Origin of the sequence: Bacillus cereus group sp. MYBK216-1 (assembly GCF_051916495.1) — a bacterium.
GTDB lineage: Bacteria > Bacillota > Bacilli > Bacillales > Bacillaceae_G > Bacillus_A > Bacillus_A thuringiensis_K.
Window position 1 is genome coordinate 40,862 of the sequence record NZ_JBQAGT010000005.1, and the last position, 25,628, is coordinate 66,489.

Genomic DNA, 25,628 nt, shown 5'->3' on the forward strand with positions numbered 1-25,628 from the left:
TGAATGAAAGATAAGGTGTAATTAATAAAATATGAAATTTGTCGAATTTATGCTTATTAAAGAAGGGTAAACAATAAATATGAAGAAAATATTGTAAAAATATGGATTATAATGAAGTGACAGGAGGGAGAAAAATGCAGGAATTATCAGCTATAGAGGGAAAAGAGAAAAAGCCTATGTGGAAACGAAGAAGTATTTGGCTAATTGGTGTAATAGTTATTATAATTTTAATTTTAAAATTAGGAAATTTTAGTGATACGCCAAAAGGACTGGATAAGGAATTTTATAATAATGCTCTTAAAGCTTTTAATGAGATTAATTATGTTGTTGAAGAAAATAAACCCGTTAAAAGTGATGGGCGAGTTCAGTGGGTAGGTGAGCAACTAATTGATATGGATAAAGCTCCTTCAAAGTTTAGTAAAGAGGAAAAAGAGCTACTTAAAGGCTTACAACTTTTATTTAGTACTGCGACTATGATAGTGTCACACAATGAACGTATAGAGGTTCTAGATGATGATTCAATTAAAAACGTAGAAAAAAATTATTGGTCTATACGTTCGGTAGTAGCGGAACGTCTTAATATAAAGGATAAAATAAAAAGTAATTCGTTAAATTCATTTAATTCCTCGGACGCTAAGGAAGAAGAAAATAAGTTGCAGAATGAAGTGAAAGAGGAATTTAAGAAAGAAGATAACTCATCAGTTCTTTCAGTTTCTTCTGATAGTATTAATGAAATAGATGATTACGGAGTAACTAAATTGGCACGGGTTTCAGGTGAGGGGGATATTGAAGGAGTTAAAGGATTATTAAAGCAAGGTGCTGATCCTAATTTGTACGAAGGACATGGAGAACCACCTTTAATTTGGGCAGCTCGGTCTAACCAAGATAATATAGTGAAAATATTATTAGAAGCTGGAGCTAATCCGAATATAAAATCGGCAAATGGTACTACACCTTTAATGATTGCAAAAGAAGAAGGAGCGAATGTTATTATTAAATATTTATTAGAGTATGGAGCGGAAAAGTAACTATTTAATATGTAACTAATTATTAATTTAATTAATTTTTATTTTTTGAAGGCTTCTTTATTTTAATAAGTATATATAGTTCTCTCGATAAATTGTTGAAAATGAAAAAACTAACAAGTTGTTGATTTTGTAAGGACGAAGTCCCTCTGCGTAGGAGAGAGAAAGTATGAAGATTATTTGTAAATAAGTTAGTTGGGGAATTTTAGAGGTTGAAAAGGTTTTTGATTATATAAATGAAAATTTACTTGGTTATACATAAAGGGGAGTTTTTTAATTGGTTGAATTAAATAAAGTGGATGAAAAAGTAAAGAAACCGATATGGAAGAAAAGAAGTTTTTGGATTATTGGTGTTATTATACTTTTATTTTTAAGCTCTAAACTAGATATGTCTAATAATATACCTGATGGAATTGAAAAAGAATTTTATAACGATTCCCTCGAAGTTTTCCACGAGTTAAATGTATCTATGGAAGATAGGAAACTTCCTGATGAAAAGGTAATTAGTTGGGTTGCTGAACAGGAAAGAAATATAGCAAAGAGTCCTGAAGGTTATACTGAGAAAGAAAAACACATATCTGCTAATTTTCGAAGTTGGATTGTTAATATCGGGAACTTGGTAGAATATGGACAAAATGGGGTGTTGGAATTAGAGTTAAGGGATTTTGAAAAGAAAAGTGATACGGCACGTGCTAATTTAGCAGGAGTTTTAGAGATTGACGAAGATTATTAATTTGAAGTATATAATGTGAAAAAATCAAATAAGTAAAAAATAACAAGTCACCTATTATTCAGGTGGCTTGTTCACATTTTGTTCACATTTTCGATATTTTTTCAAAAAATTTATTAACCTTTCGGATATTTTTTTATTTGCCTCCTTTGTTTAAGTGAAAGTTAAAAAAGGAGGAATAGAATGGAGAGTTATAACTGTAAATTGATTGATTTGGGAGATTACGTAAAAGTAATTAAATATGAAAAACCAATATTTACTGTTCAAGTTAAGGCTACAAGTAGAAGCGTTAACGAGAAGAAATATTTGGATGTACAAGAGAAAAACTTATCTAAAGTAAGAAAACTAAAAAATAGCGAAATTGATAAATTTATTCATATTGTTATTTCAAACTTCAAGGTTAATGACATGTTTATTACTTTAACCTATAAAAAAGAAGGGGTTACCATTAATGAAGCGAGTAAGGACTTTGATAATTGGATTAAACGAATGCGTTGGAGGTATGGTGACTTTAAATATGTAGCTATACGTTCTTTTCAAAAGCGTGGAACTATTCATTATCATCTTTTGGTTGATATACCAAGATTACCTAAAGAGGATTTAAAAAATAAAACTTTCGAGAAAATATGGGGGCTTGGAGAAGTTTATATTGAACGAATTTATAAACTGGGAGTTGTATATTCTCATTCACCTTTATTAAAGTATTTAGTTAAAAATTTAAAGGAATTCAAGGCTGATGAAAGAGCCTTTGGAAAAAGACTATATATAAAAAGTAAAAATCTGATTGAGCCTACTGTAATTAGGGGTGAATACAATAACGTTATGAAGCATTTAAGGAAAGATAAATCTAATTTAGAGCAGATTGATAAACGTAAATGTAGTGTTGAATTTATTGGTAGTATAGAAACTCAAATATATAAAAAAGGATAGAAATTAAAAGCAAATTTAGTTTTAAAATCTATATTTTTAAAAAGCGCTTATAATCCCTGTGATAACGATACATTTAAGAAAATATTTTGGAGTTTGAAGAGGTTTAAAAAGATATTTTATAAAGTTACTTAAAAAAGCGTCAATTTTTGTTGGAATTGCAATTAAGAAGTAATATGATTTTATTGTAAAAAAATTACAATTTTATATTTTTTTAGATAGGCGTTACGTTAATTTTAAATATCGTTACACTAGGGGGATTTTATATGAATGTTATTGGTTATGTTAGGGTATCAACTCAAGGTCAGGCGAAGGAAGGTTATAGTGCTTTATACCAACAAGATGAGATAAGAAAGTTTTGTAAGGAAAATAATTGGACTTTAATTGATATATACAGTGATCTTGGAATTAGTGGTGCGAAGGTAGACGAAGAAGCTATGGAAGTAGAAAGAGAAGGATTCCAAAATATGCTTTCGATGCTTCAAACTAAGCAGGTAGACTATGTAGTTGTGCTAAACACCAACCGTTTATGGCGTTCCGATATCGTAAAAGTATTGGTACATCGGGAATTTAATAAACGTAAGGTCGATGTGAAAAGTATCGAACAACCTAATTATAGTATCTATAAGAAAGACCCAAATGATTTTTTAATTAATGGATTAATGGAATTGTTAGACCAATATCAAAGGTTAGAAATTGCACTTAAGCTAGGTCGTGGTCGCAATAAGAAAGCTCAAGAAGGTGGATATGCAGGAGGAAGGGCTGCTTTTGGTTATAAAGCTAGGAAAGGTCAAAAGTACATTGAGATTGACGATAAGAAGGCGGAAATTGTACAACGTGTATTTAACTTAAGAGAAAGATATCCTAAGTGGTCATTAACAGATTTAGCTGATGCATTAAACAATGAGGGGTTTACTACTGCAAAAGGAAAAAAGTTTACGAAAGTACAAGTTAAGCGAATTCTGGATAGGAAATCTTTTTATCAGGGAATGTATAGCTATAGAAATATAAATGTAAAAGGGAAACACGAACCTATTATTTAGAAATCAAGAGGGTGAGGAATTTGAAAAAGGAAGAAGTGGAGTTTAATCGCAGTCAGGAAGAACTAAGAAATATGATTATTCCGAGTATAGAAGAAACAAATTGGAATCAATTTATAGAAATGCTAGGTCTTATTATAACTGAAAATTCAGATAATAAAACTATTAATTAATTGGGGGAAGAAACAGTGAATTATAATAATGATAAGGTTGCAATTTATACTAGAGTATCCACAGATGAGCAAGCGAATGAAGGTTTCTCACTTCAAGCTCAAGAAGATCATTTAAGACAATATGCTAAAGCTAAGGGTTATGAAGTATATGATATTTATAGTGATGAGGGTTATTCAGGGAAAGATTATAATCGTCCTGAAATACAGCGTTTATTTAAAGACCTTTCTCAAGATAAATTTAAAGGTATCTTGGTTAAGTCTGTTGATAGGATATCTAGGAGGTTAAGTGATGTTACTAAATTAATAGATGATGTTCTTGTACCAAGAAATAGCTATATTGTAATAAGTGATGCGAATTTAGATAGTTCTACAACCGGGGGAATTGCTATTATTCACTTGCTAGCTACGTTTGCCCAACTTGAGCGTTCAATGATTGTACAGAGAGTGAAAGCTGGTATGGGTAAGCGGGCAGAACTAGGCTACTGGAATGGCGGACGTGTGCTTGGGTATGATGTTAAGAATAAGGAGCTAAAAGTTAATAAAGAGGAAGCTGAAATTGTTAGGAAAATATTTCATTTAAGAACCGAAGGAAAAGGTTATAAATCGATTGCTATTATTCTAAATCAACAAGGTTTTAAAACAAAGAGGGGAGGATTATTTAGTATAGGTACAATTAAAACAATTTTAGAGAATCCACTATATATCGGATACTGTAGATGGGGACGACATAAGAATTGGAACGTAGAAAGAAGAAAAGGAAAAACAGACGAATATAAATTTGTTAAAGGTAAACATGAACCTATTGTATCTGAGGATTTATGGAAAAGAGTTCAAGGTGTGAATTATGCTCATAAGAAAAGTATCTCTAAAAATCGTAATTTTAATGGTGAATTTGTTTTATCTGGTATTTTACGTTGTCCATCTTGTGGAGCAGGAATGGTAATGTGTAAAACAAAAAAACGAGATAAATCAGGATATCATTTATACTATATGTGCCAAGCTTTTCATAGTAAGGGGAAGTTGGCTTGTAAATCTAATCTTATTCGTAAGGAAGATATTGAAGAAAAGGTATTGCAATGTATTAATAAAATTATTTTAATACCTTCAATTGTTGATAAGACGTTTGAACGTATCCAAGAGAAAAAAGGAAGAGGAATAGAAAGAATAAAAAATGATTTATTATATATAAATGATGAACTAAAAAGAAAGAAGAAATTTATAAAAAAACTTAATAAGGATTATTTTGACGAGAAAATCCGAGTAGAAGCATATACGGAATTGTCCGAGCCCTTAAGAGAAGAGATAAATGAACTAGAAAGCGAAAAAGGTAAATTAAATAGGGAAATTGAGAGTGTGGAAATACCTATTACGAAAGAAGGGGTTATAAAAGCACTTGAAAATTTCGCTAATTTATATGAGAATGCTACTTATGAACAAAAAAAGTCTCTATTGCGAGCGATAATCAAGAAAATAGAGGTTCAACCTAATCGCAAAGAAATAAAGGGAATAACTTATTGGTTTGATTGTGATAATGGTCAAGATGACGCTTTACTAGTTAGTAAAGAGGGGAGAACCGTATCATAAATAAATTTATTCTTTGCATATAAAAGGATAAAAAGACCATTGGACAAAAATTACCGATGGTCTTTTAAATATTATTAGATGGTATGTAGATTTCCTAAAATAAGTATGTTTCTATTTCCATAAAAATATGCTGTAATATGAAGAGGAAAAAGTATAAGTAGTTAGAGAAGTGAGGAATTAAAGGTGAAGAAGTTTAAGAAGTTTTACTTGGAGATTACGAGTGTATGTAATCTTGCGTGTAGCTTTTGTCCGCCGACGGAAAGGCAGAAGCAATTCATTTCTGTGGAGGATTTTGCTAAAAGATTAGACCAAATTAAACCTCACACAGACTACATTTATTTGCACGTGAAGGGTGAGCCGTTGCTCCACCCGAAAATAGATCAACTATTAGACTTAAGTCATGAAAAAGGGTTTAAAGTTAATATTACAACGAACGGAACGTTAATTAATAAGAGAAGACATAGGCTGTTAAATAAACCTGCGTTAAGACAAATGAATTTTTCACTGCATAGTTTTGATGGACATCCAGGTTCGCAAGATAAAGAGGGCTATGTAAGGAGTATACTTTCCTTCATTAGGGAAGCGACAAGTCAATCAGATTTAATTGTATCGTTAAGGTTATGGAATTTAACTCAGGATAATAAAACAAATGCTGAAATCCAGAAAAATAGAGAGTTATTATCTATAATTGAAAATGAATTTGATCTATCTTATCAAATTGAAGAGAAGCTTACACCAGGAAAAGGTATAAAAATTGCAGAACGTGTCTTTATTAATCAAGACTATGAATTCCAGTGGCCAGCATTACATGAAGAAGAGGATGATGGGAAAGGATTCTGTCATGGACTTCGTAATCAAGCGGGTATTTTAGCGAATGGAACAGTTATTCCTTGTTGTTTAGATGGTGAAGGGATTATTAACCTTGGGAATATTAATAATGATTCATTTTCTAACATTATCGAAGGTGAAAGAGCAACAAACATTGTCGATGGATTTTCGAAAAGAGTTGCGGTTGAAGAACTTTGCAGGAAATGTGGATATCGCAAACGGTTTGGGAAGTAAATATGAAATAAGCCCTCATAAAGCGAGGGCTTATTTTTTATACTTGATAAGAATGCTCTAATTTATCAATTAATGAACCAACGTAAGAAACAGCTTTACGGATTGCATCTGGTTTTGACATATCTACTCCGGCATGTTTCATTGTACCACCAGCGATCAATAGCAGGTTGTACTTCCTCTTTAATCATTTGAGCTACTGCAGTGGATGCAGTGTGTGCTGCCTTTTTTGTAGTATTTCTAGTAACGATTTACGGAAAGGTTCAAGTTTTGTTTCTTCAGTTAAATATTTTTCAATTGTTCCTTCGCCGAATATGAGGATTTCATTATGAATAAAGGATAGTGCAGTATGTACTTTCGTCCATAAAGCAGAAATTTTGGAAGAGTTCGCTTGAACACTTGGATTTGTACGATCAGTAGATTCTTTTAAATTTGCATATGAGTACAGTTTTGTTAACGTCATTAAAAGCTCTTCTTCTAAAAGTAGGCAATTTAATAAAGTGTGGGAGCTAGTATGTAAATGCCCTTTAAATGAATCAAGTTTCTGTATATCATTTTCCAATGCGTTTAATGCAGTATGCCATTCGGCATCAGAATTATACAAATCGGATAAATTCCATGTTAGTTCAGCAGGTACCTCTGCGCGATTAAGACGATTTTCTATTACATTTTTCAAGTCGTATATCCTCCTTATTAAGACTATCTAAAAATATAATGATAGAAAATTCGGTTAAATTAAAATATTTTTCATTTTTATATACAAAAAAGAAGGACAAGCATGAAAATGCTTGTCCTTCGAGTTAATTTAAGAATTAATATACTTTGTCACCATTGAAAATCGAGTTTTTCACGACAACATAATCTACAGTACGAATAGCGTCTAATTTTGTTCCGCCAGCGTAAGAGATAGAAGATTGAAGATCTTGTTCCATTTCGATTAACGTATCTTCTAAAGAACCTTTATGCTCAACGAACATTTTCTTACCTTCAACGTTTTTCTTCTCACCCTTTTGGAATTCAGAAGCAGAACCGAAGTATTCTTTATAAAGTTTTCCATCTCTTTCAATTGTTTCCCCTGGAGACTCTTCGTGACCAGCGAATAGAGAACCGATCATGACCATAGTTGCCCCAAAGCGAATAGATTTAGCTACGTCGCCGTGTGTACGAATACCACCATCAGCGATAATTGGCTTACTTGCAGCTTTTGCACACCAGCGAAGTGCAGCTAGCTGCCAACCACCAGTTCCGAAGCCTGTTTTAATTTTAGTAATACAAACTTTACCAGGTCCAATACCAACTTTTGTTGCATCGGCACCAGCATTTTCTAATTCTCTTACCGCTTCTGGAGTTCCAACGTTTCCAGCGATAACGAAGCTCTCTGGTAAATGTTTTTTAATATGTTGAATCATGTTGATCACAGCATTAGAATGACCGTGTGCGATATCAATCGTGATATATTCAGGTGTAAGTTGCTCAGCAGCTAATTGTTGTACGAATTCATATTCGTCCTCTTTTACACCAACGCTGATAGAAGCGATTAATCCACGTGATTGCATATCTCTAATGAATGAGATTCGTTTCTCTGGTTGGAAACGATGCATGATATAAAAGTAGTTGTTCTCAGCTAAATAAGTTGCAATTCTTTCATCAATAATCGTTTGCATATTTGCAGGCACGACAGGTAATTTAAATTTATGTTTTCCTAAAGTGACAGTTGTATCACATTCAGAGCGGCTATTTACAATACATTTTGCAGGAATTAATTGAATATCTTCATAGTCAAATACGTTTTCCATCATTTACACCCCTAAAATACGAATATTTTATTTTTATTAATCAAAAATGTTCGTCCATAGGATAATTTACATTATTTTTATTAAGAAGTCAAAGGATTTCTTAACATTTTTTAAAAAAGTAGATTTTACATCTGAAAAAAAACGTTAAAAACGAATTTAAAACATTTTTTTGTTTTTATTGTTCGTTTATGGGAAGGGTTGAAAAATTAAGATAATTATAGAAGGTTGTATGTATTCTTTTTATTTTTTTGATTGGATGTAGGATACTATGAAAAGGTTAATGCTAACAATACGAGCAAAAGATGTTATCAAGTAGTTGAACAATATATGAAATGAAAAGGTTTATTTCTATATAAAAAGATGAATCTGGCATGATTCACCTTTTATGTGAGGTTTCAAGTATAATAAGTAGGGTGATAGTAACGTATACAAAAGATAAAAAAGAAAATAATACAGAATAAAATGAGGTTAATATATGAGTAAAAAAAGTTTTTCTAATTATAAATTAAGTAAGGAAATTGTAAGGGCACTTACTGGGTTAGGATATGATCATCCAACAGAAGTACAAGGTGAGGTTATTCCAGTTGCATTACAAAAGAAGGATCTTGTTGTGAAGTCCCAGACTGGAAGTGGAAAAACCGCTTCATTTGGTATTCCACTTTGTGAAATGGTGGAGTGGGAAGAGAATAAACCACAAGCATTAGTTTTAGCACCAACGAGAGAGCTTGCAGTACAGGTAAAAGAAGATATTACAAATATAGGTCGATTCAAAAGGATTAAGGCTGCGGCAGTTTATGGGAAATCTCCATTTGCACGTCAAAAATTAGAATTAAAGCAAAAGACACATATTGTAGTTGGGACTCCTGGTCGTGTGTTGGATCATATTGAGAAGGGTACCCTTTCTTTAGAGTGCTTGAAGTATTTAGTTATTGATGAAGCAGATGAGATGCTAAATATGGGCTTTATCGATCAAGTAGAGGCAATTATTGATGAATTACCTACAAAAAGAATGACAATGTTATTTTCAGCAACACTTCCAGAAGATGTTGAGAAATTGTCTCGTACATATATGAATTCACCAACTCATATTGAAATTAAAGCAGCTGGGATTACGACGGATAAAATTGAACATACTCTTTTTGAGGTGATAGAAGATGAGAAGCTTTCACTACTTAAAGATGTAACAACGATTGAGAATCCTGATAGCTGTATTATTTTCTGTCGTACACAAGAAAATGTAGATCATGTATATAGACAATTAAAACGAGCTAACTATCCTTGTGACAAAATACATGGTGGTATGGTACAAGAAGATCGTTTTGAAGTCATGGATGATTTTAGAAAAGGAAAATTCCGTTATTTAGTAGCAACAGATGTAGCTGCGAGAGGAATAGATATTGATAATATTACACATGTTATTAATTATGATATTCCACTTGAAAAAGAAAGCTATGTACATCGTACCGGAAGAACGGGACGAGCTGGAAATAGTGGAAAAGCTATTACATTTATAACACCATATGAAAATAGATTTTTAGAAGAGATTGAGGAGTATATTGGATTTGAAATTCCAAAGGCGATTGGACCCTCAAAAGAAGAAGTTATGAAAGAGAAAGCTGCATTTGAAGAAAAGATACATGCTAAACCAATTATAAAGAAAGATAAAAATGCAGACATCAACAAAGGCATTATGAAGCTGTACTTTAATGGCGGGAAGAAAAAGAAAATTAGGGCGATAGATTTCGTCGGTACAATTGCTAAAATTAAAGGTGTTACAGCAGAAGATATAGGTATTATTACGATACAAGATAACGTTTCTTACGTTGAAATATTAAATGGAAAAGGACCACTTGTCTTGAAAGTCATGAAGACTACAACGATTAAAGGGAAACAACTAAAAGTTCATGAAGCAATTAAGTAAATAAAAAACTATCCACTTTAATAGGTGGATAGTTTTTTATTTATGATTCTTTTAAATTATCCACTAGTTGCTCCGCTAAACGTCTATACATATTACTCATAGTCACGAAGGATGTTAGTAGTAGAAATTTTTCTAGCTTTGTATCTTCTAAGGAAGAAATCTCATTTACTTCTGTAACACGGTTATTTACGTCTTGTTTAAAGCTTTCGACATTGCTTTCAGTAAGAGCAAGATAATTTTTGTATAACGTATTTAATTCGAATGAATCATCATTTAATAAGGAGTCATTTATAGTTTCTAATGAACTTTTTATGTCGTTAATGGAGAGAGCTCCCTTTAATTGATAAATTAGGCTAATTAAAATCATATGTTCTTTTGAATACTTTTTATTTTTGATAGGGATGAATAGTTTCCCTTTTGCGTAATTATTAATCATCGTTTTTGTTAATACTTTTTCATCATCAGTTCTCGTTGTATCTGCATAAGTATTCTCAAATAGTTGGACAACTTGATCTACATATAAGTCAACATTTGGAATATCCTCAAGTTTAATATTTTTTTCTAAATGCAATGTCTCAAGTAATTCATTTATATTTTCCACGTAGAATCCCTCACTTTTATAACTTAGCGGAACTTAATGTCTAATTAATATATCTTTAAATATGGTATTACGAAACAAATGAATTGTAAATGTTGACCTTAAAAAGAAATGTGTATATAATTACATGTAGTTATCAAAACTACATGTAATTATATGAGGGGTGTTATTATGAATGCTTATGTAAGGGAACCAGTTAATGCATTTACTCACTTAGGTGGAGCGATATTATCATTTATTGCCTTATTAGCTATGCTTGTGAAAGTTTCTATCAAGATGCCATCATTTGCTGCAATTACAGCTGTTATTTTATTTGGTATTGGAATGATGGTCCTTTATACGGCGTCAGCTGTATATCATAGTGTTGTGGCCAATGAGCGTGTTATTTACTTCTTTAGGAAGTTAGATCATTCTATGATTTTTATATTAATTGCAGGTACATATGCACCCTTTTGCTTAATTACATTAAATTCAGCAAGTGGTTTACTATTATTTTGTTTAGTCTATGCAACTGCGATTTGTGGCATTGTATTTAAAATGTTTTGGTTTAATTGTCCAAGATGGTTATCGACAGCAATTTATATTACGATGGGTTGGTTAATTGTTTTATTTTTTGCACCGTTAGCTGAGAATTTAAGTACAGGAGGCATTATTTTCTTAGTACTTGGGGGCATTTTTTATACAATTGGTGGATTTATTTATGGAACAAAGCCAAAATGGTTAGAGTTTAAATATATGGGGCATCATGAAATTTTTCATGTTTTTGTATTATTAGGTAGTCTTGCGCATTTTCTAAGTGTATATTGTTACGTAATTTAATAAAAAAACGCCACATAATTTTTATTATGTGGCGTTTTTTTATTACCTGATTAGAATCGTATATGTTATAAAATTATTATGGGATAAAATGTAAGTTTCTGTGTTCGCATGTTAAACATAGGATAAGAAATATGTGATATACTTTGAGAAGTTTATAATGAATGAAATATGGAGGACTATAATTATGGCAATACTTGTAACAGGTGGAGCAGGATATATTGGTAGTCATACATGTGTAGAATTACTAAATAGCGGTTACGAAGTTATAGTAGTGGATAATCTTTCGAATAGCTCGGTAGAATCTATAAATCGAGTGAAAGAAATAACAGGAAAACAATTTAAGTTTTATAAAGAAGATGTTTTAAATCGCGAAGCGCTTGACGCAATTTTTGAAGAAAATGCAATTGAAGCAGTTATTCACTTTGCAGGATTTAAAGCTGTAGGGGAGTCAGTAGCGATTCCATTAACATATTATCATAACAACATTACAAGCACGTTAGTGCTATGTGAAGTAATGCAGAAACATAATGTAAAGAAGATGATCTTTAGTTCATCTGCAACTGTATATGGTATCCCAGAAACGTCACCGATTACGGAGGAGTTTCCATTAAGTGCAACAAATCCATATGGTCAAACGAAATTAATGATTGAGCAAATTATGCGTGATGTAGCATTTGCAGATGCAGAATGGAGTATCGCATTACTTCGCTATTTCAATCCATTTGGTGCACACGAAAGTGGGCGTATCGGAGAAGATCCAAATGGAATCCCAAATAACTTAATGCCATATGTAACGCAAGTAGCGGTAGGTAAGTTAAAAGAATTAAGCGTATTCGGAAATGACTATCCAACGAAAGATGGAACAGGAGTCCGTGATTACATCCATGTTGTGGACTTAGCAAATGGTCATGTAAAGGCGCTTGAGAAAGTACTGAGTACAACAGGAGTAGATGCTTATAACCTGGGCACAGGCATGGGCTATAGTGTACTAGAGATGGTTGAAACGTTTGAAAAAGTTTCGGGCAAGAAAGTTCCTTATAAAATTACAGAGCGTCGCCCAGGTGATGTGGCAGTATGTTTTGCTGATGCATCGAAAGCAAAGCGTGAATTAGGCTGGGAGGCAACACGCGGATTAGAAGAAATGTGTGCAGATTCTTGGAAATGGCAATCAAATAATAAAAATGGCTATTTAGAAGTTTAATGATGAATATAAAAAAATGACCTTTGCATAAAAGCAAGAGGTCATTTTTTATTAAGTTTATTAGCGAACCTAGAAAAGAACGTTCGCTGTTTTAAATGATATGATTTTACAATATCGTATGCTAGAAGGTAGTAGAATGAGATAGAGGAATGTATTATTTTATTAATTTTTTATAGAAATTGAAAGCGTATTATTGAAAAGTATTCCAACACTTGTATCATTGTTAGAGTCCGTTTATAATCAAGGAATCCTAGTTCATGTTTTAATAGGATTATTTATTATTGAAAGCGTTTTAAGTTCGCTCCTTTTTGAGGTAGGAGGTCTGACTTATTTGGATGAAAAATTATGTATGTAGTTTTAAATGGGAAGAAAAATAATATAAGTATCACTTTATAGTGTGGGGAGGTTAAAAGTGTGAAAGGTAAAGATTTTCACACGAATATATATGGGTTATGTAGGATTATTACTTTCAGGGGCAGCTTTATTTTTAAATAGTCTTGTTATATTAGGGAAAGCAGAGATGAAAAGTGCGGGTGTTTTTAATTTATTTGTGGGTGCACTACAAATTATTATTCCGTTTTATTTGATCATGATTTCTGACCAAAGCAATTGGACAGTGTATTCATATGCGGCTACTTTCTTATTTGGATTAACTTATTTATATGTAGGTGTTACTTTTATAAAAGGAATGGATAGTAGTGGTCTAGGATGGTTTTGTATTTGGGTAGCAATTATAGCCTTATTCTATATGGTTGTTTCATTTGTTCAATTCCATGATGTTGTTAATGCGTTAACGTGGTTTATGTGGGCATTACTTTGGTATTTATTCTTTGTATTAAATACACAAAAGAAGAACATTAATCAATATCTTGGAAGGATTGCCTTCGTACAATCATGGGTAACATTGACTTTACCTTCACTCTTTTATTTTATGGGAGTGTGGGGAGAGGGATTTGTATATGAACTATGGGTTTATGTATCAGTAATTTCTATTTTGTACTTCTGTTATTGTATTTATAAATATCGAGTACGTTAATATATTATCTGCATAAAGGCATGGAATCGTTAAACTGATTTCATGCTTTTTTATATATTAGCGTTTTATAATAAAAGAGGTGGTATCTTATAAATCATGAAAATGGGGGTGATGAAATTGAAGAAAGTGTTGGTGCTAGGAGGAACAAGATTTTTTGGTAATGCAGTAAAAAGAATAATTGTCGATAGAGAAGATGGAAAGCTACTAGAAGAGCGTCTAGAAGGAAAAAGTTATGATATTGTATACGATAATTTATGCTATAGCTCGAATGCAGCAAAGATAGTATGTGAAGTGTTACGAGGGAAAACGAAGAAATACGTTATGACATCTTCAATGGCTGTCTATGAACCTGCATTAAGCTTGTTAGAAGAGGACTTTAATCCAAATGAATATGCAATTACATATGGAGATAGGAATGATTTTAATTATAGTGAAGGAAAGAGATTAGCCGAAGCGGTTTTATTTCAATATGCAACATTCCCAGTCGTTGCAGTACGTTTTCCAGTTGTTATTGGAGAAAATGATTATACGAAAAGGTTACAATTTTACGTTGAATGTATCGTGAACCAAAAACCTATCGCTATGGATCATGTAGATGGAACTTTGTCATTTATACATGAAAAAGAAGCGGGAGAGTTTCTAGCTTGGTGCGGAATGGAAAATGTGAGAGGACCAATTAACGCATGTAGTAATGGTGTAGTTTCTACGGAAGAAATTATTCATTTTATAGAAGAGAGGACGGGAATAAAAGCACTCATTCAGGAAGGTGGGGAAAATATAGCTCCTTATAATGAGGTAACTAACTGTACGTTACATAATGGAAAGGCTCGTGAATTTGGATTTTTGTTCCGAGAGCTGAAACTAGAAATAAAAAATATTTTAAAACATTATATAAATACAATGAAGTAATCATAAATCCCCCGGTGGCAATCCGGGGGATTCTGGAGGATTTCGACAATACTGATTTTACATTACCAAATTTACCTTATACGTACGACTAATGTTTTTGTGATTGAATTGCTTGTAAATACTTCTCGTTTACTTGGTCCCAGTTTACTGTATGCCACCAGTTGGTAACAAACTCTGGGCGCCTATTTTGATACTTTAAATAATAAGCATGTTCCCATACATCAATTACGAGTAAGGGGATTTTCCCTTCTTTCAAAGGTGTATCTTGATTTGGTGTACTCATAACAGAGAGTTCCTCACCGTCAAGAACAAGCCATCCATAGCCACTTCCAAAACGACTAATAGCTGCTTTGGAAAGTTGATCTTTTAAGTTGTCAAAGGTATTGAAATAATAATCAATTACTTTTGCAACGTCTCCATTAGGCTCACCGCCACCTCGTGGGCTCATCACTTCCCAAAAAAGACTATGACAATAGTGACCACCACCGTTATTTCGTACAGCTGTAACAATTTCCTTCGGTAAAGCATCTAAATTACATAGCAATTCTTCTAAAGATTTATTATGTAATTCAGTATAATTTTCTAAAGTAGCATTTAAATTATTTACGTATGTCGCATGGTGCTTTCCATGATGAATGGAAAGTGTATTGCTATCAATATGTGGCTCTAGTTCATCATAGTCATATGAAAGCTTTGGCAATTGAAATGAAGACATAACATTACCTCCTTTCGATTTAAAAAGTTGGTCTAGGTAAAAATACTTTACCTGAGTCAAAAATACACCCATTTTCCATATAAGTCAATAGTAAGTCTATTAATTTTCTGAAAAATATTACAATAAAAGTAACACTCTCACTTTCATTTGTGACTCCTATCCTTTTTGCTTATACTGTAAAGTAGCAGGGTTTTGTTGAAATAGAAGGAGATTGTTTATGAGTAAAACGAAACAATTAATAGAGGAAGCAAGTAATTTTATTACGACTTGTTATAAGGAGCTTCATAAAGAACAATTGATAGAAGAACGTATAAAAGAAATTCAAATTGAGATAGAGCAGACAGGGACATATGAGCATACATTTGAAGAACTTGTTCATGGTTCACGAATGGCATGGCGTAACAGTAATAGATGTATTGGAAGACTATTTTGGAGTAAGATGCACATATTAGATGCGCGCGAAGTAAATGATGAAGAGGGTGTATATAATGCATTAATTCATCATATTAAATATGCAACGAACGACGGGAAAGTTAAACCAACGATTACGATTTTTAAGCAATATCAAGGTGAGGAAAATAATATAAGAATTTATAATCACCAATTGATTCGATATGCAGGATATAAAACAGAGACGGGAGTGATTGGTGACTCTCATTCCGCTACATTTACAGACTTTTGTCAGGAGCTTGGTTGGCAAGGGGAAGGTACGAATTTCGATGTATTGCCACTTGTGTTCTCTATAAACGGGAAGGCGCCTACATATAAAGAAATTCCGAGAGAAGAAGTAAAAGAAGTGCCAATTGAACACCCAGAATACCCTATTTCATCACTTGGAGTAAAATGGTATGGGGTTCCAATGATCTCAGATATGCGCTTAGAAATTGGCGGTATTTCTTATACAGCGGCTCCGTTCAATGGATGGTATATGGGAACAGAAATTGGGGCGCGCAACTTAGCAGATCATGATCGTTATAATTTACTTCCAGCTGTTGCGGAGATGATGGATTTAGATACTTCGAGAAATGGTACGTTATGGAAAGATAAGGCGTTAATTGAGTTGAATATTGCCGTACTACACTCCTTTAAAAAACATGGAGTTAGTATTGTTGATCACCATACTGCTGTACAACAATTTCAGCAATTTGAGAAGCAAGAAGCTGCTTGTGGTCGTGTTGTAACAGGTAATTGGGTATGGCTTATTCCACCATTATCTCCAGCTACCACCCACATTTATCATAAACCGTATCCGAATGAAATTTTGAAGCCAAATTTCTTTCATAAATGATATTTAGTGTAGGTTTTTTCTGTGAAATATAATTTTTTTAAATTACTGTTATGTAGCAAATGGAAGCCTTTACTCTCGGTTATTTTTGGAAGAGGCTTTTTGAACCAAGGAGTTCCTTATGTTATAATCAAATTTCTGTTTCGAAGACCTTATAGAAATATAAGGTCTTTTGTTTTGCTTTTTTATGTAAGAGGAAGAGATTTTTTCTTTTTAATAAGGGATTTGGCATATTTTTAGGGACAACATAAGTATGTGGGAAGTCGATAAAATGTTATGCATATATAATTATTGTGTTTTGGTTTTAAACAATAAAACATAATAAAGTTGTTTTTTTAGATTGCTGAGGAAGGAGGAAGTGTAAATGAGGATGAAGAGTCGAAAAACTGATTGGCCTGTATTTATTATTAGTGGTGGTTCACTTTTATTATTTGTAATTGCAGTTTTTTTGAACAAGGATTATGTAGAGAGTGCGATTAATAAAAGTTTCGCTTTTTCAATTAAATATTTCGGTGCCTTCTGGCAAGTTTTATTATTAGGTACATTTATTGTTGCGATGTGTATGGCGTTCTCCAAATATGGGAGAGTTAAGCTTGGAGGATTAGAAAAACCTGAGATTAGTACGGCAAAATGGCTTGCTATTATTATGTCTACATTACTTGCCGGAGGTGGCGTTTTTTGGGCAGCAGCAGAGCCAATGTATCATTTGATGACGGTGCCACCAATACATGATGGTATATCTGCTGGAACGAAAGAAGCAGTCATGCCTGCTTTAGCACAAAGTTATATGCATTGGGGATTTTTAGCATGGACGATTTTAGGTACAATTAGTGCGGTAGTTATGATGTATGGACATTATCATAAAGATATGCCGCTAAAACCTCGAACGCTTTTATATCCTATTTTTGGGGAAAAATTAAGAAAGAGCCTGCTTGGAACGATAATTGATGCAGCTGCAATTATTGCAGTAGCTGCAGGTACAATTGGCCCAATTGGATTTTTAGGTTTACAAGCAAGTTATGGATTACAAGAATTATTTGGAATTTCTGATGTGTTTACTACTCAATTAGCAATTATTGTTTGTGTGGTGGCCGTGTCTACCATATCGGCAGTAACAGGTATTGATAAAGGGATTCAAATTATAAGTAATTTAAATGTTAGATTAGCAATTGTATTAATGGCATTCATATTACTATTTGGGCCAGGTGGATTTATTATTGATTCGTTTGTTTCTTCGTTTGGATTTTATGTAAATGAGTTTATACCGATGAGCACATACCGTGGTGATACAAGTTGGTTAGGATCTTGGACAATCTTTTTCTGGGGATGGTTTATTGGATACGGACCAATGATGGCAATTTTAGTGAGTCGAATTTCAAGAGGGAGAACGATTCGAGAAATCATCGTTGCAATTGGAATTATCGCACCTATTATTACAACGTTTTGGTTTACTATATTAGGTGGATCAGGCGTGTTTTATGAGTTGATGAATCCTGGGTCTATCTCGGACGCATTAAGTGAATCTGGTATGCCGGCAGCTATGATTGCAATTACAGGGCAATTGCCACTTTCTAATATTATTGGACCAGCATTTCTTTTATTAACAATTTTATTTGTAGTGACAACAGGAGATTCAATGGCTTATTCCATTTCAATGGCAGTGACTGGAGACGGAGATCCTAGAATTAGTTTGCGAATTTTTTGGTCGCTTATTATGGGGGCAGTTGCAGCAATTCTTTTATATATGGGTGAAGGAAGTATTAATGCTCTACAATCGTTTATCGTAGTAACGGCAGTTCCGGTATCAATTTTATTATTCCCAATGCTATGGTTAGCACCTAAAGTTGCGGGAGAATTAGCATTAAAACAAGGTATTGTAAAAGAAGAAGATAAAACTGCATTCTTATTTCAGAAGGCTAGTAAATCAAAATAAATAAACACGTAAAAGAGGAAGCATCTTAAATGAGATGCTTCCTCTTTTACGTTTAATCTAATACTTTCCCCTTTGTTTCTGGTACACATAGTAGCATTGTAATTAACCCGATTGGGTAGATGATAAAAATCAAGGACAATGCTCCAAGTAGGTTGCCACCTGTAGCAAGTAAGCCAATAATAACAGGTCCAAATCCAGCTAATCCACGTCCTGTACCGAAAATAAAGTTTTCTGCGGTAGAGCGAGCCTCAGCAGGATAGTTCTCAGCTAAAATTGCTCCAAATCCTCCCATCATTCCATTTGCAAAGAATCCAAGCAATGCACTTCCCCATAATAATAATGTTGAATCTGTGAATAAGAAGAAGTAAATGAGACAGTATACTGTACCACCAATATAATAGATTGCAAAAGTTTTACGACGACCAATTTTATCAGCCAGAATACCAAAGATTGCAATTCCAATTAGCATACCGATGGTAGAAATGAACATCCAGCCACTTGCTTTTGCTAATGTATAGTTATATTTATTTGCTAAAATAGTGGGCATCCATGTGAAGATTCCGTAATATCCGAAGTTCTGGATAAACGACATAATAATAAGACCGATTGTTGTAATTGTTACTTTTTTATTGGCAAATAACTTTCGAAGTGGGAATTTTTTTATATGTTTTAGTTGTTCTGCTTCAGTAGTTGTTAATTTACCTGCAGCTTCTTTTTGCAATAGTTCCTTTTTGTAGCGTTGTTTTTGCTCCCATATTTTCGGTTCACTTAAACTTTTGCGGACATAGACAGCTAGTAAAGCTGGAATTAATCCAAATAAGAAAACGGCTCTCCATCCAAAGTGCGGGACAATAAATGCTGGAAGGATTGAAGCAACCAATACACCAAATTGCCATCCAAGTGCAACAACAGATGTCGCTTTAGCACGCATTTCTTTAGACCATGTTTCTGTTACGATGGCCATTCCGATTCCGAATTCACCACCAACTCCCATTCCAACTAAAAAGCGCAGAATTAATAATTGCCAGTAGTCTGTTGCGAAATAAATGAGTGCGGTTGCTAGTGAAAACAGTAAGATTGTGAAGGCCATTGTACGAATACGGCCAAATAAATCAGCAATAAATCCAAATAAATAAGAACCAATTAACATCCCTATTGTGGTAGCTAATGTTAAGTTTCCACCTTCAACAGGACTTAAGTGAAACTCTTTTAAAATATAGACAAGTACGAAAGATAATAACAACATATCTAAACCTTCTGCTGCATATCCTAGCGCAGAACCAAATAATGTTTTATATCTTTTCGCTTTCGTCTCCTCTGTTGTTTGTTGTACATCAGTAGTGACGTTCATTATTACTCCTCCTTATTTTCTACAGTCGCTATGGAAGAATAACAAAAGGCCTTCTCACCTGATATGATGAGAAGGCCAAAAAAGCATACGTATCCCCAAAAAAGAACATACGTATATTGTATTCCGACTTCCTTCTCAACCTCACGGGGTTGGGTTAAAGGACTGTATTATATTACTTTATTTTTAGCACTCTTCTATTGTATTGTCAAATAAAGAGAAAGTTATTATGTGTAAAATATTTCAAAAAACATTTCGTTCTTCTTGACGCCGACTTCATTATTTTCCCATAATAAAACTAACTAAATAAAAAGGAATGAATCAAAGATGCTAAATTTAGTACTCATGATGATTGAACGAGTCGGACTTATAGTTATTTTAGGATTTTTACTCTCTCATATTAAAACTTTCAGACGCCTCCTTCATAAACAGGATGGCTATGTAGATAAGCTTAAGCTTATTTGTATTTTTTCGGTATTTACAATTGTAAGCAATTACACTGGGATTGAAATAGCAGGAAATACGATTATGAATGAAAACTGGTTACAAGGTGTTTCTTCGTCAAGCACAATTGCGAATACGCGTATTATGGGTGTTGGTATTAGCGGCTTACTTGGTGGCCCTATTGTAGGGGTTGGAGTAGGATTTTTTGCTGGTATTCATCGTTATATGCTTGGTGGTACGACAGCGTTAAGCTGCGCAATCTCTTCTATTTTAGCTGGGATTATAACTGGTTATATCGGATATATTTTCAAAAAATATAATCGTACAATTACTCCTAAGTTTTCAGCAGTTTTAAGTATTTTTATCGTATCTTTAGAAATGCTTATGATTTTATTAATTATAGAGGATGGAATTAGCGTTGTGAAAACAATAGCGATACCGATGATTCTTGTAAATAGTTTTGGCAGTTTTATTTTACTTTCTATGATACAAGCTATTTTGCGTCAGGAGGAGAATGCAAAAGCGCTTCAGACTCATAAAGTATTGCGTATTGCTGATAAAACGTTACCGTATTTTCGTCAAGGCTTAACAGAAGAATCGTGTAAGCATGTGGCACAAATTATTCACCGCTTTACAGGAACGGATGCGGTATCTTTAACAGATACAGAGAAAATATTAGCGCACGTTGGATTAGCATCAGATCATCATATTCCTTCACATAGTTTAATAACTGGTTTGTCGAAAGAAGTTTTAAATACAGGGAAAATAATGAAAGCAAAATCACGTGAGGTCATTAATTGTCAACATGAAGGATGCCCTTTGCAAGCGGCGATTGTTATTCCACTAACTTCGCATGGAAATACGATAGGGACATTAAAACTGTATTTCAAAAATTCTAACCAGTTAAGTCGTGTGGAAGAGGAATTAGCAGAAGGGTTAGCAAAAATATTCTCTACACAACTTGAATTAGGGGAAGCTGAGTTGCAAAGTAAATTACTTCAAGATGCGGAGATAAAAGCATTACAAGCGCAAATTAACCCGCACTTTTTATTCAATGCGATTAATACAGTATCAGCTTTATGCCGAACAGATGTAGAAAAAGCAAGGAAGTTATTATTACAGCTCAGCGTGTATTTCCGTTGTAATTTGCAAGGAGCACGTCAGTTATTGATTCCGCTAGAACAAGAATTAAACCATGTACAGGCATACTTATCACTAGAACAAGCACGGTTCCCAAATAAGTATGAGGTAAAGATGTATATTGAGGATGAGCTAAAGACAATTTTAGTACCACCATTTGTTCTTCAACTATTGGTTGAAAATGCATTGCGACACGCTTTTCCGAAGAAGCAACCAGTATGCGAAGTGGAAGTGCATGTTTTTGAAAAAGAGGGTATGGTTCACTTTGAAGTAAAAGATAATGGACAGGGAATTGAGGAAGAACGTTTAGAACAATTAGGAAAGATGGTAGTTTCGTCAAAGAAAGGGACTGGAACAGCTTTATATAATATTAACGAACGTCTTATTGGTTTATTTGGGAAAGAAATGATGCTTCATATCGAAAGTGAATTAAATAAAGGGACGGAGATTACCTTTATTATTCCAAAAAAAGTAGGGGAGGAAGAACCGGGTGTTAAAAGTATTAGTAGTTGACGATGAAATGTTAGCACGTGATGAACTAAAGTATCTATTAGAGAGGACGAAAGAAGTTGAGATAGTTGGTGAGGCTGATTGTGTGGAAGACGCATTAGAAGAACTAATGCAAAGTAGACCAGATATTGTGTTTTTAGATATTCAATTATCCGATGATAACGGATTTGAAATCGCGAATATATTAAAGAAGATGAAAAATCCACCTGCAATTGTATTTGCTACGGCCTATGATCAATATGCGTTGCAAGCATTTGAAGTAGATGCGTTAGACTACATTTTAAAACCATTTGATGAAGAGCGTATTGTGCAGACATTAAAGAAGTATAAAAAACAAAAACAAGCGCAAACAGAAACGAAGCACGAAATAAAGGGGACAGATGTAACAGCAGAGATGCATAAATTAGCATTACCAATTGAAGAATCAATCGTACTTGTGAATATTGAAGATATTATATATGTAGGGCTTGTAGATGGGAAAGTAACAGTAAAAACAATGAGGGAAACGTATGTAACACATGATACACTTGTAATTTTAGAGAAGAAGTTACCACAAGCAAGCTTCATGCGTGTACACCGTAGCTTTATTGCGAATATTAATCATATTACTGAAATTCAGCCATGGTTCAATTCTACTTATAATTTAATTATGAAAGAAGGATCGAAAGTACCTGTTAGCCGTACATATGCAAAAGAACTCAAGAAGCTGCTTCGTATTTAAGAAGCAGCTTTTGTATTTCATCCTTTTATATTTGTAACTGATTCTGTATATTTGACGTTCTGTTATGTAAACGCTTACTTATTCGTTTACATCCTATACAATAAAGGTACCAAATCGAAAGAGGTGGCCAAAATGAGTACGAAAAAAGTATATAGTTTCTTATCACAAGCATTCATATTCTCAGCTATTATGTTAATTTCTAATATTATTGCAACACATTTACCAATTCCAATGCCTTCATCGGTAATCGGGTTAGTTATTTTATTTAGTCTATTATGTTTAAAAGTTATTAAATTGGAGCAAGTTGAATCACTTGGAACAGCTTTAACAGGTATTATTGGATTCTTATTCGTCCCATCAGGTATTTCAGTTATTAATTCTCTTGGTGTAATGGGGCAGTACTTTGTACAAATTTTAACTGTAATTGTTGTCGCAACAGTTATTTTACTCGCTGTAACAGGATTATTTGCACAATTCATTTTAGGAAAAGATGAGAAAGAAACAGAAGATACAAAAGAATTGAAAGTAGTAAATAAAGGACGCAAGCACGGAAAGGTTGCGTAACCACTACATTTATATATTGTTAGGAGGTAATAAACATGGCAAGCACAATGACTCCATATTTCGGAATCGTCGTTTCATTAATCGCATACGGGATCGGAACATTATTATTTAAGCATTCAAAAGGATTCTTTTTATTTACACCATTATTCGTAGCGATGGTATTAGGGATTGTCTTTCTAAAGGTAGGTAACTTTACTTTTGAAGAATATAATACTGGCGGAAAAATGATTAGTTTCTTCTTAGAACCAGCAACAATTGCATTCGCTATCCCACTATATAAACAAGTAGATAAGTTAAAAAAATATTGGTGGCAAATCTTATCGGCTATCGTGGTTGGATCTATTTGCTCAGTAATTGTCGTGTTCATTGTTGCAAAAGCAATCGGTTTAGATACAGCAGTAATGAATTCAATGTTACCACAAGCAGCAACAACAGCAATTGCGTTACCAATTTCAGAAAGTATTGGTGGTATTCCAGCAATTACATCGTTTGCAGTTATTTTCAACGCAGTTATCGTATATGCATTAGGAGCATTATTCTTAAAAACATTTAGAGTGAAACATCCGATTGCAAAAGGTTTAGCACTTGGAACAGCGGGCCATGCATTAGGAGTTGCAGTAGGAATTGAAATGGGTGAGGTAGAGGCAGCGATGGCAAGTATTGCTGTAACGGTAGTTGGGGTTGTAACAGTAGTTGTCATCCCAATGTTTATGCCATTCATTGGATAGTAAAACTGACTTAAAAAATAAGAAAAGCAAGCTATTTGTAGGACAGATTTCTACTGATAGCTTGCTTTTTATGTTACAGTAGTGGTAAGACCTATTTAAAAAAATGGAAGTTTCCTTAAATCTTCATTAATACTATGTAGAATACGTTTTGAATTAGGGCATTGTATTGTAAAATAAGAAGTAAGCTACTTATATACCTGTTAAGGTAGGCATATAATGAGTTTATAAAAATCTTAATATGAATGAATAATTAAAAGTAGAAAAGAGAGAGAAATCTACTTATTAACGTTTTAGTTTATAGGACAGGAGAGAGTATTCGTCGATTATGCAAATAAAAAACCTGTTTCAAAGCAAAGGATTTCAGAGGTTACTCGTATTAGTAATACTTGCTCTCGTGTTATACGGGCTGCAAAGTATGTTGAATTTAATATTAATTACGTTTATTCTCACGTATTTAATGGATCGATTCCAAAAGTTTATTTCCCGCAAATTAGATCATTTCATGCCTATTAATCGAAAAATTATTATAGCATTTCTATATGTAATGTTAATTGGTGGAATTGCTATTACGTTATTTAAATATTTACCAGTATTGACGATACAAATTTCACAACTGATTTACCAATTCAATGTATTTTTAAGAAACCCACCAGATAGTGAACTAATTAAGTATGCAGTTAATGCTGTCAATCATATGGAGCTTTCTAAATATGTAGGACAAGGCGTAGACATTTTGTATAAATCGATTACAAATGTTGGTAAATTCGGCCTTCAAGTTTTACTTTCTTTAATTTTGAGTTTGTTTTTCTTACTAGAAAAATCTCGTATTTTTGGTTTTACTGCAAAGTTTAAAGAAAGCAGGCTTGCAATTTTCTATACTGAAATTGAGTACTTCGGAAAGAAATTTGCACGTTCATTTGGAAAGGTAATCGAAGCACAATTTTTAATTGCTGTTGTTAACTGTGTTCTTTCAGTTATCGCATTATGGATATTAGGATTCCCGCAATTATTGGGTTTAGCGTTAATGATTTTCTTGCTTGGCTTAATTCCAGTAGCGGGGGTTATCATTTCGTTATTCCCACTTTGTATGATTGCTTACAATATTGGCGGTATTATGTACGTTGTTTATATTTTAGTTATCGTAACAGTGATTCATGCGCTTGAAAGTTACGTATTAAATCCGAAGTTTATGTCGCAAAAAACAAATTTACCGATTTTCTATACTTTTATGGTATTAATTTTCTCAGAGCACTTTTTAGGTGTATGGGGATTAATTATCGGTATTCCAATCTTCATTTTCTTACTAGATGTTTTAGACGTAACAAGTGATGAAATTGAGAAGGATGTTGGAACAAAATAAAGTGAAGTGAAGAAAAAGCATCGATGTTCGATGCTTTTTCTTTTATAACATTATGTTTCTTA

General features: G+C 33.2%; 24 protein-coding genes and 1 pseudogene. 19 read left to right on the forward strand and 6 right to left on the reverse strand.

Annotated elements, in window-relative coordinates; translation table 11 throughout:
- The first annotated feature begins 101 nt into the window (after positions 1-101).
- The 7 genes from ACTFRH_RS18480 to ACTFRH_RS18510 all read left to right on the forward strand — a co-directional run bounded on the left by ACTFRH_RS18480 (position 102) and on the right by ACTFRH_RS18510 (position 6,541).
- Positions 102-1,028, forward strand: coding sequence for an ankyrin repeat domain-containing protein (locus tag ACTFRH_RS18480; protein ID WP_440049325.1), 927 nt, complete (start codon positions 102-104; stop codon positions 1,026-1,028).
- A 274-nt stretch (positions 1,029-1,302) separates the two neighbouring features.
- Positions 1,303-1,758 (forward strand): hypothetical protein, encoded by a 456-nt coding sequence (locus tag ACTFRH_RS18485; RefSeq protein WP_440048786.1) that lies wholly within the window; start codon positions 1,303-1,305, stop codon positions 1,756-1,758.
- Positions 1,759-1,938: 180 nt separating this feature from the next.
- On the forward strand, positions 1,939-2,685 hold the full coding sequence (locus tag ACTFRH_RS18490) for a rolling circle replication-associated protein (RefSeq protein WP_440048785.1): 747 nt from the start codon (positions 1,939-1,941) through the stop codon (positions 2,683-2,685).
- A gap of 263 nt (positions 2,686-2,948) precedes the next feature.
- Positions 2,949-3,725: a recombinase family protein gene (locus ACTFRH_RS18495; protein WP_440048784.1), complete on the forward strand. Its 777-nt coding sequence runs from the start codon at positions 2,949-2,951 to the stop codon at positions 3,723-3,725.
- A gap of 20 nt (positions 3,726-3,745) precedes the next feature.
- A complete protein-coding gene (locus ACTFRH_RS18500) occupies positions 3,746-3,895 on the forward strand; it encodes a hypothetical protein (RefSeq protein ID WP_440048791.1) in 150 nt (49 codons plus the stop codon).
- A gap of 15 nt (positions 3,896-3,910) precedes the next feature.
- Positions 3,911-5,479: a recombinase family protein gene (locus tag ACTFRH_RS18505; RefSeq protein WP_440048783.1), complete on the forward strand. Its 1,569-nt coding sequence runs from the start codon at positions 3,911-3,913 to the stop codon at positions 5,477-5,479.
- A gap of 183 nt (positions 5,480-5,662) precedes the next feature.
- Positions 5,663-6,541, forward strand: a complete 879-nt coding sequence (locus ACTFRH_RS18510; protein ID WP_000713633.1) for a radical SAM/SPASM domain-containing protein — start codon at positions 5,663-5,665, stop codon at positions 6,539-6,541.
- Positions 6,542-6,578: 37 nt separating this feature from the next.
- Here ACTFRH_RS18510 and ACTFRH_RS18515 read toward each other — a convergent pair whose 3' ends face one another.
- The 3 genes and pseudogenes from ACTFRH_RS18515 to guaC all read right to left on the reverse strand — a co-directional run bounded on the left by ACTFRH_RS18515 (position 6,579) and on the right by guaC (position 8,334).
- A complete protein-coding gene (locus ACTFRH_RS18515; protein WP_009327392.1) occupies positions 6,579-6,683 on the reverse strand; it encodes an oligoendopeptidase F in 105 nt (34 codons plus the stop codon).
- Positions 6,684-6,743: 60 nt separating this feature from the next.
- Positions 6,744-7,214 (reverse strand): annotated as a pseudogene (locus tag ACTFRH_RS18520) (oligoendopeptidase F); the annotation flags it as partial.
- A gap of 136 nt (positions 7,215-7,350) precedes the next feature.
- Positions 7,351-8,334 (reverse strand): GMP reductase, encoded by a 984-nt coding sequence (gene guaC / locus ACTFRH_RS18525; RefSeq protein WP_000432447.1) that lies wholly within the window; start codon positions 8,332-8,334, stop codon positions 7,351-7,353.
- A gap of 475 nt (positions 8,335-8,809) precedes the next feature.
- Between guaC and ACTFRH_RS18530 the strand changes: the two genes are divergently transcribed.
- Positions 8,810-10,255 carry a DEAD/DEAH box helicase gene (locus ACTFRH_RS18530; protein ID WP_000039366.1) on the forward strand — a complete coding sequence of 482 codons (1,446 nt, stop codon included), beginning with the start codon at positions 8,810-8,812 and terminating at the stop codon, positions 10,253-10,255.
- A gap of 40 nt (positions 10,256-10,295) precedes the next feature.
- Here ACTFRH_RS18530 and ACTFRH_RS18535 read toward each other — a convergent pair whose 3' ends face one another.
- The gene (locus ACTFRH_RS18535) at positions 10,296-10,856 is read right to left on the reverse strand and encodes a DUF1836 domain-containing protein (protein WP_000427881.1); all 561 of its coding nucleotides are present in this window, start codon (positions 10,854-10,856) and stop codon (positions 10,296-10,298) included.
- Positions 10,857-11,024: 168 nt separating this feature from the next.
- Here ACTFRH_RS18535 and trhA point away from each other — a divergent pair, with 168 nt between their 5' ends.
- The 4 genes from trhA (at position 11,025) to ACTFRH_RS18555 (ending at position 14,818) form a co-directional block, all read left to right on the forward strand.
- A complete protein-coding gene (trhA, locus tag ACTFRH_RS18540; protein ID WP_000995363.1) occupies positions 11,025-11,672 on the forward strand; it encodes a PAQR family membrane homeostasis protein TrhA in 648 nt (215 codons plus the stop codon).
- 184 nt (positions 11,673-11,856) lie between these two features.
- Positions 11,857-12,873, forward strand: coding sequence for a UDP-glucose 4-epimerase GalE (galE, locus tag ACTFRH_RS18545; protein ID WP_000996543.1), 1,017 nt, complete (start codon positions 11,857-11,859; stop codon positions 12,871-12,873).
- Positions 12,874-13,318: 445 nt separating this feature from the next.
- A complete protein-coding gene (locus ACTFRH_RS18550; RefSeq protein ID WP_000542569.1) occupies positions 13,319-13,909 on the forward strand; it encodes an AmiS/UreI family transporter in 591 nt (196 codons plus the stop codon).
- Between the two features lie 96 nt (positions 13,910-14,005).
- Positions 14,006-14,818, forward strand: a complete 813-nt coding sequence (locus ACTFRH_RS18555) for a hypothetical protein (RefSeq protein ID WP_000781732.1) — start codon at positions 14,006-14,008, stop codon at positions 14,816-14,818.
- An 88-nt stretch (positions 14,819-14,906) separates the two neighbouring features.
- Here ACTFRH_RS18555 and sodA read toward each other — a convergent pair whose 3' ends face one another.
- Positions 14,907-15,533 carry a superoxide dismutase [Mn] gene (gene sodA / locus ACTFRH_RS18560; protein ID WP_000094036.1) on the reverse strand — a complete coding sequence of 209 codons (627 nt, stop codon included), beginning with the start codon at positions 15,531-15,533 and terminating at the stop codon, positions 14,907-14,909.
- A 217-nt stretch (positions 15,534-15,750) separates the two neighbouring features.
- On the opposite strand from sodA, the gene ACTFRH_RS18565 reads away from it, so the two are divergent.
- A complete protein-coding gene (locus ACTFRH_RS18565; RefSeq protein WP_000047636.1) occupies positions 15,751-16,821 on the forward strand; it encodes a nitric oxide synthase oxygenase in 1,071 nt (356 codons plus the stop codon).
- 361 nt (positions 16,822-17,182) lie between these two features.
- Complete coding sequence (locus tag ACTFRH_RS18570) at positions 17,183-18,751, forward strand: BCCT family transporter (RefSeq protein WP_001242442.1); 1,569 nt, start codon at positions 17,183-17,185, stop codon at positions 18,749-18,751.
- 52 nt (positions 18,752-18,803) lie between these two features.
- Here the strand turns inward: ACTFRH_RS18570 and ACTFRH_RS18575 are convergent, their stop codons facing one another.
- Positions 18,804-20,102 carry an MFS transporter gene (locus ACTFRH_RS18575; RefSeq protein ID WP_001103415.1) on the reverse strand — a complete coding sequence of 433 codons (1,299 nt, stop codon included), beginning with the start codon at positions 20,100-20,102 and terminating at the stop codon, positions 18,804-18,806.
- A gap of 324 nt (positions 20,103-20,426) precedes the next feature.
- On the opposite strand from ACTFRH_RS18575, the gene lytS reads away from it, so the two are divergent.
- The 5 genes from lytS to ACTFRH_RS18600 all read left to right on the forward strand — a co-directional run bounded on the left by lytS (position 20,427) and on the right by ACTFRH_RS18600 (position 25,566).
- A complete protein-coding gene (lytS, locus tag ACTFRH_RS18580; RefSeq protein WP_000933585.1) occupies positions 20,427-22,196 on the forward strand; it encodes a two-component system sensor histidine kinase LytS in 1,770 nt (589 codons plus the stop codon).
- Positions 22,174-22,914, forward strand: coding sequence for a LytR/AlgR family response regulator transcription factor (locus ACTFRH_RS18585; protein WP_000921850.1), 741 nt, complete (start codon positions 22,174-22,176; stop codon positions 22,912-22,914). The genes lytS and ACTFRH_RS18585 overlap by 23 nt, the downstream gene beginning before the upstream one ends.
- Positions 22,915-23,046: 132 nt before the next feature.
- A complete protein-coding gene (gene lrgA, locus ACTFRH_RS18590) occupies positions 23,047-23,478 on the forward strand; it encodes an antiholin-like murein hydrolase modulator LrgA (protein WP_000104901.1) in 432 nt (143 codons plus the stop codon).
- A gap of 35 nt (positions 23,479-23,513) precedes the next feature.
- A complete protein-coding gene (gene lrgB, locus ACTFRH_RS18595; protein WP_000168869.1) occupies positions 23,514-24,206 on the forward strand; it encodes an antiholin-like protein LrgB in 693 nt (230 codons plus the stop codon).
- A gap of 325 nt (positions 24,207-24,531) precedes the next feature.
- On the forward strand, positions 24,532-25,566 hold the full coding sequence (locus ACTFRH_RS18600; protein ID WP_001166007.1) for an AI-2E family transporter: 1,035 nt from the start codon (positions 24,532-24,534) through the stop codon (positions 25,564-25,566).
- Positions 25,567-25,628 lie beyond the last annotated feature (62 nt).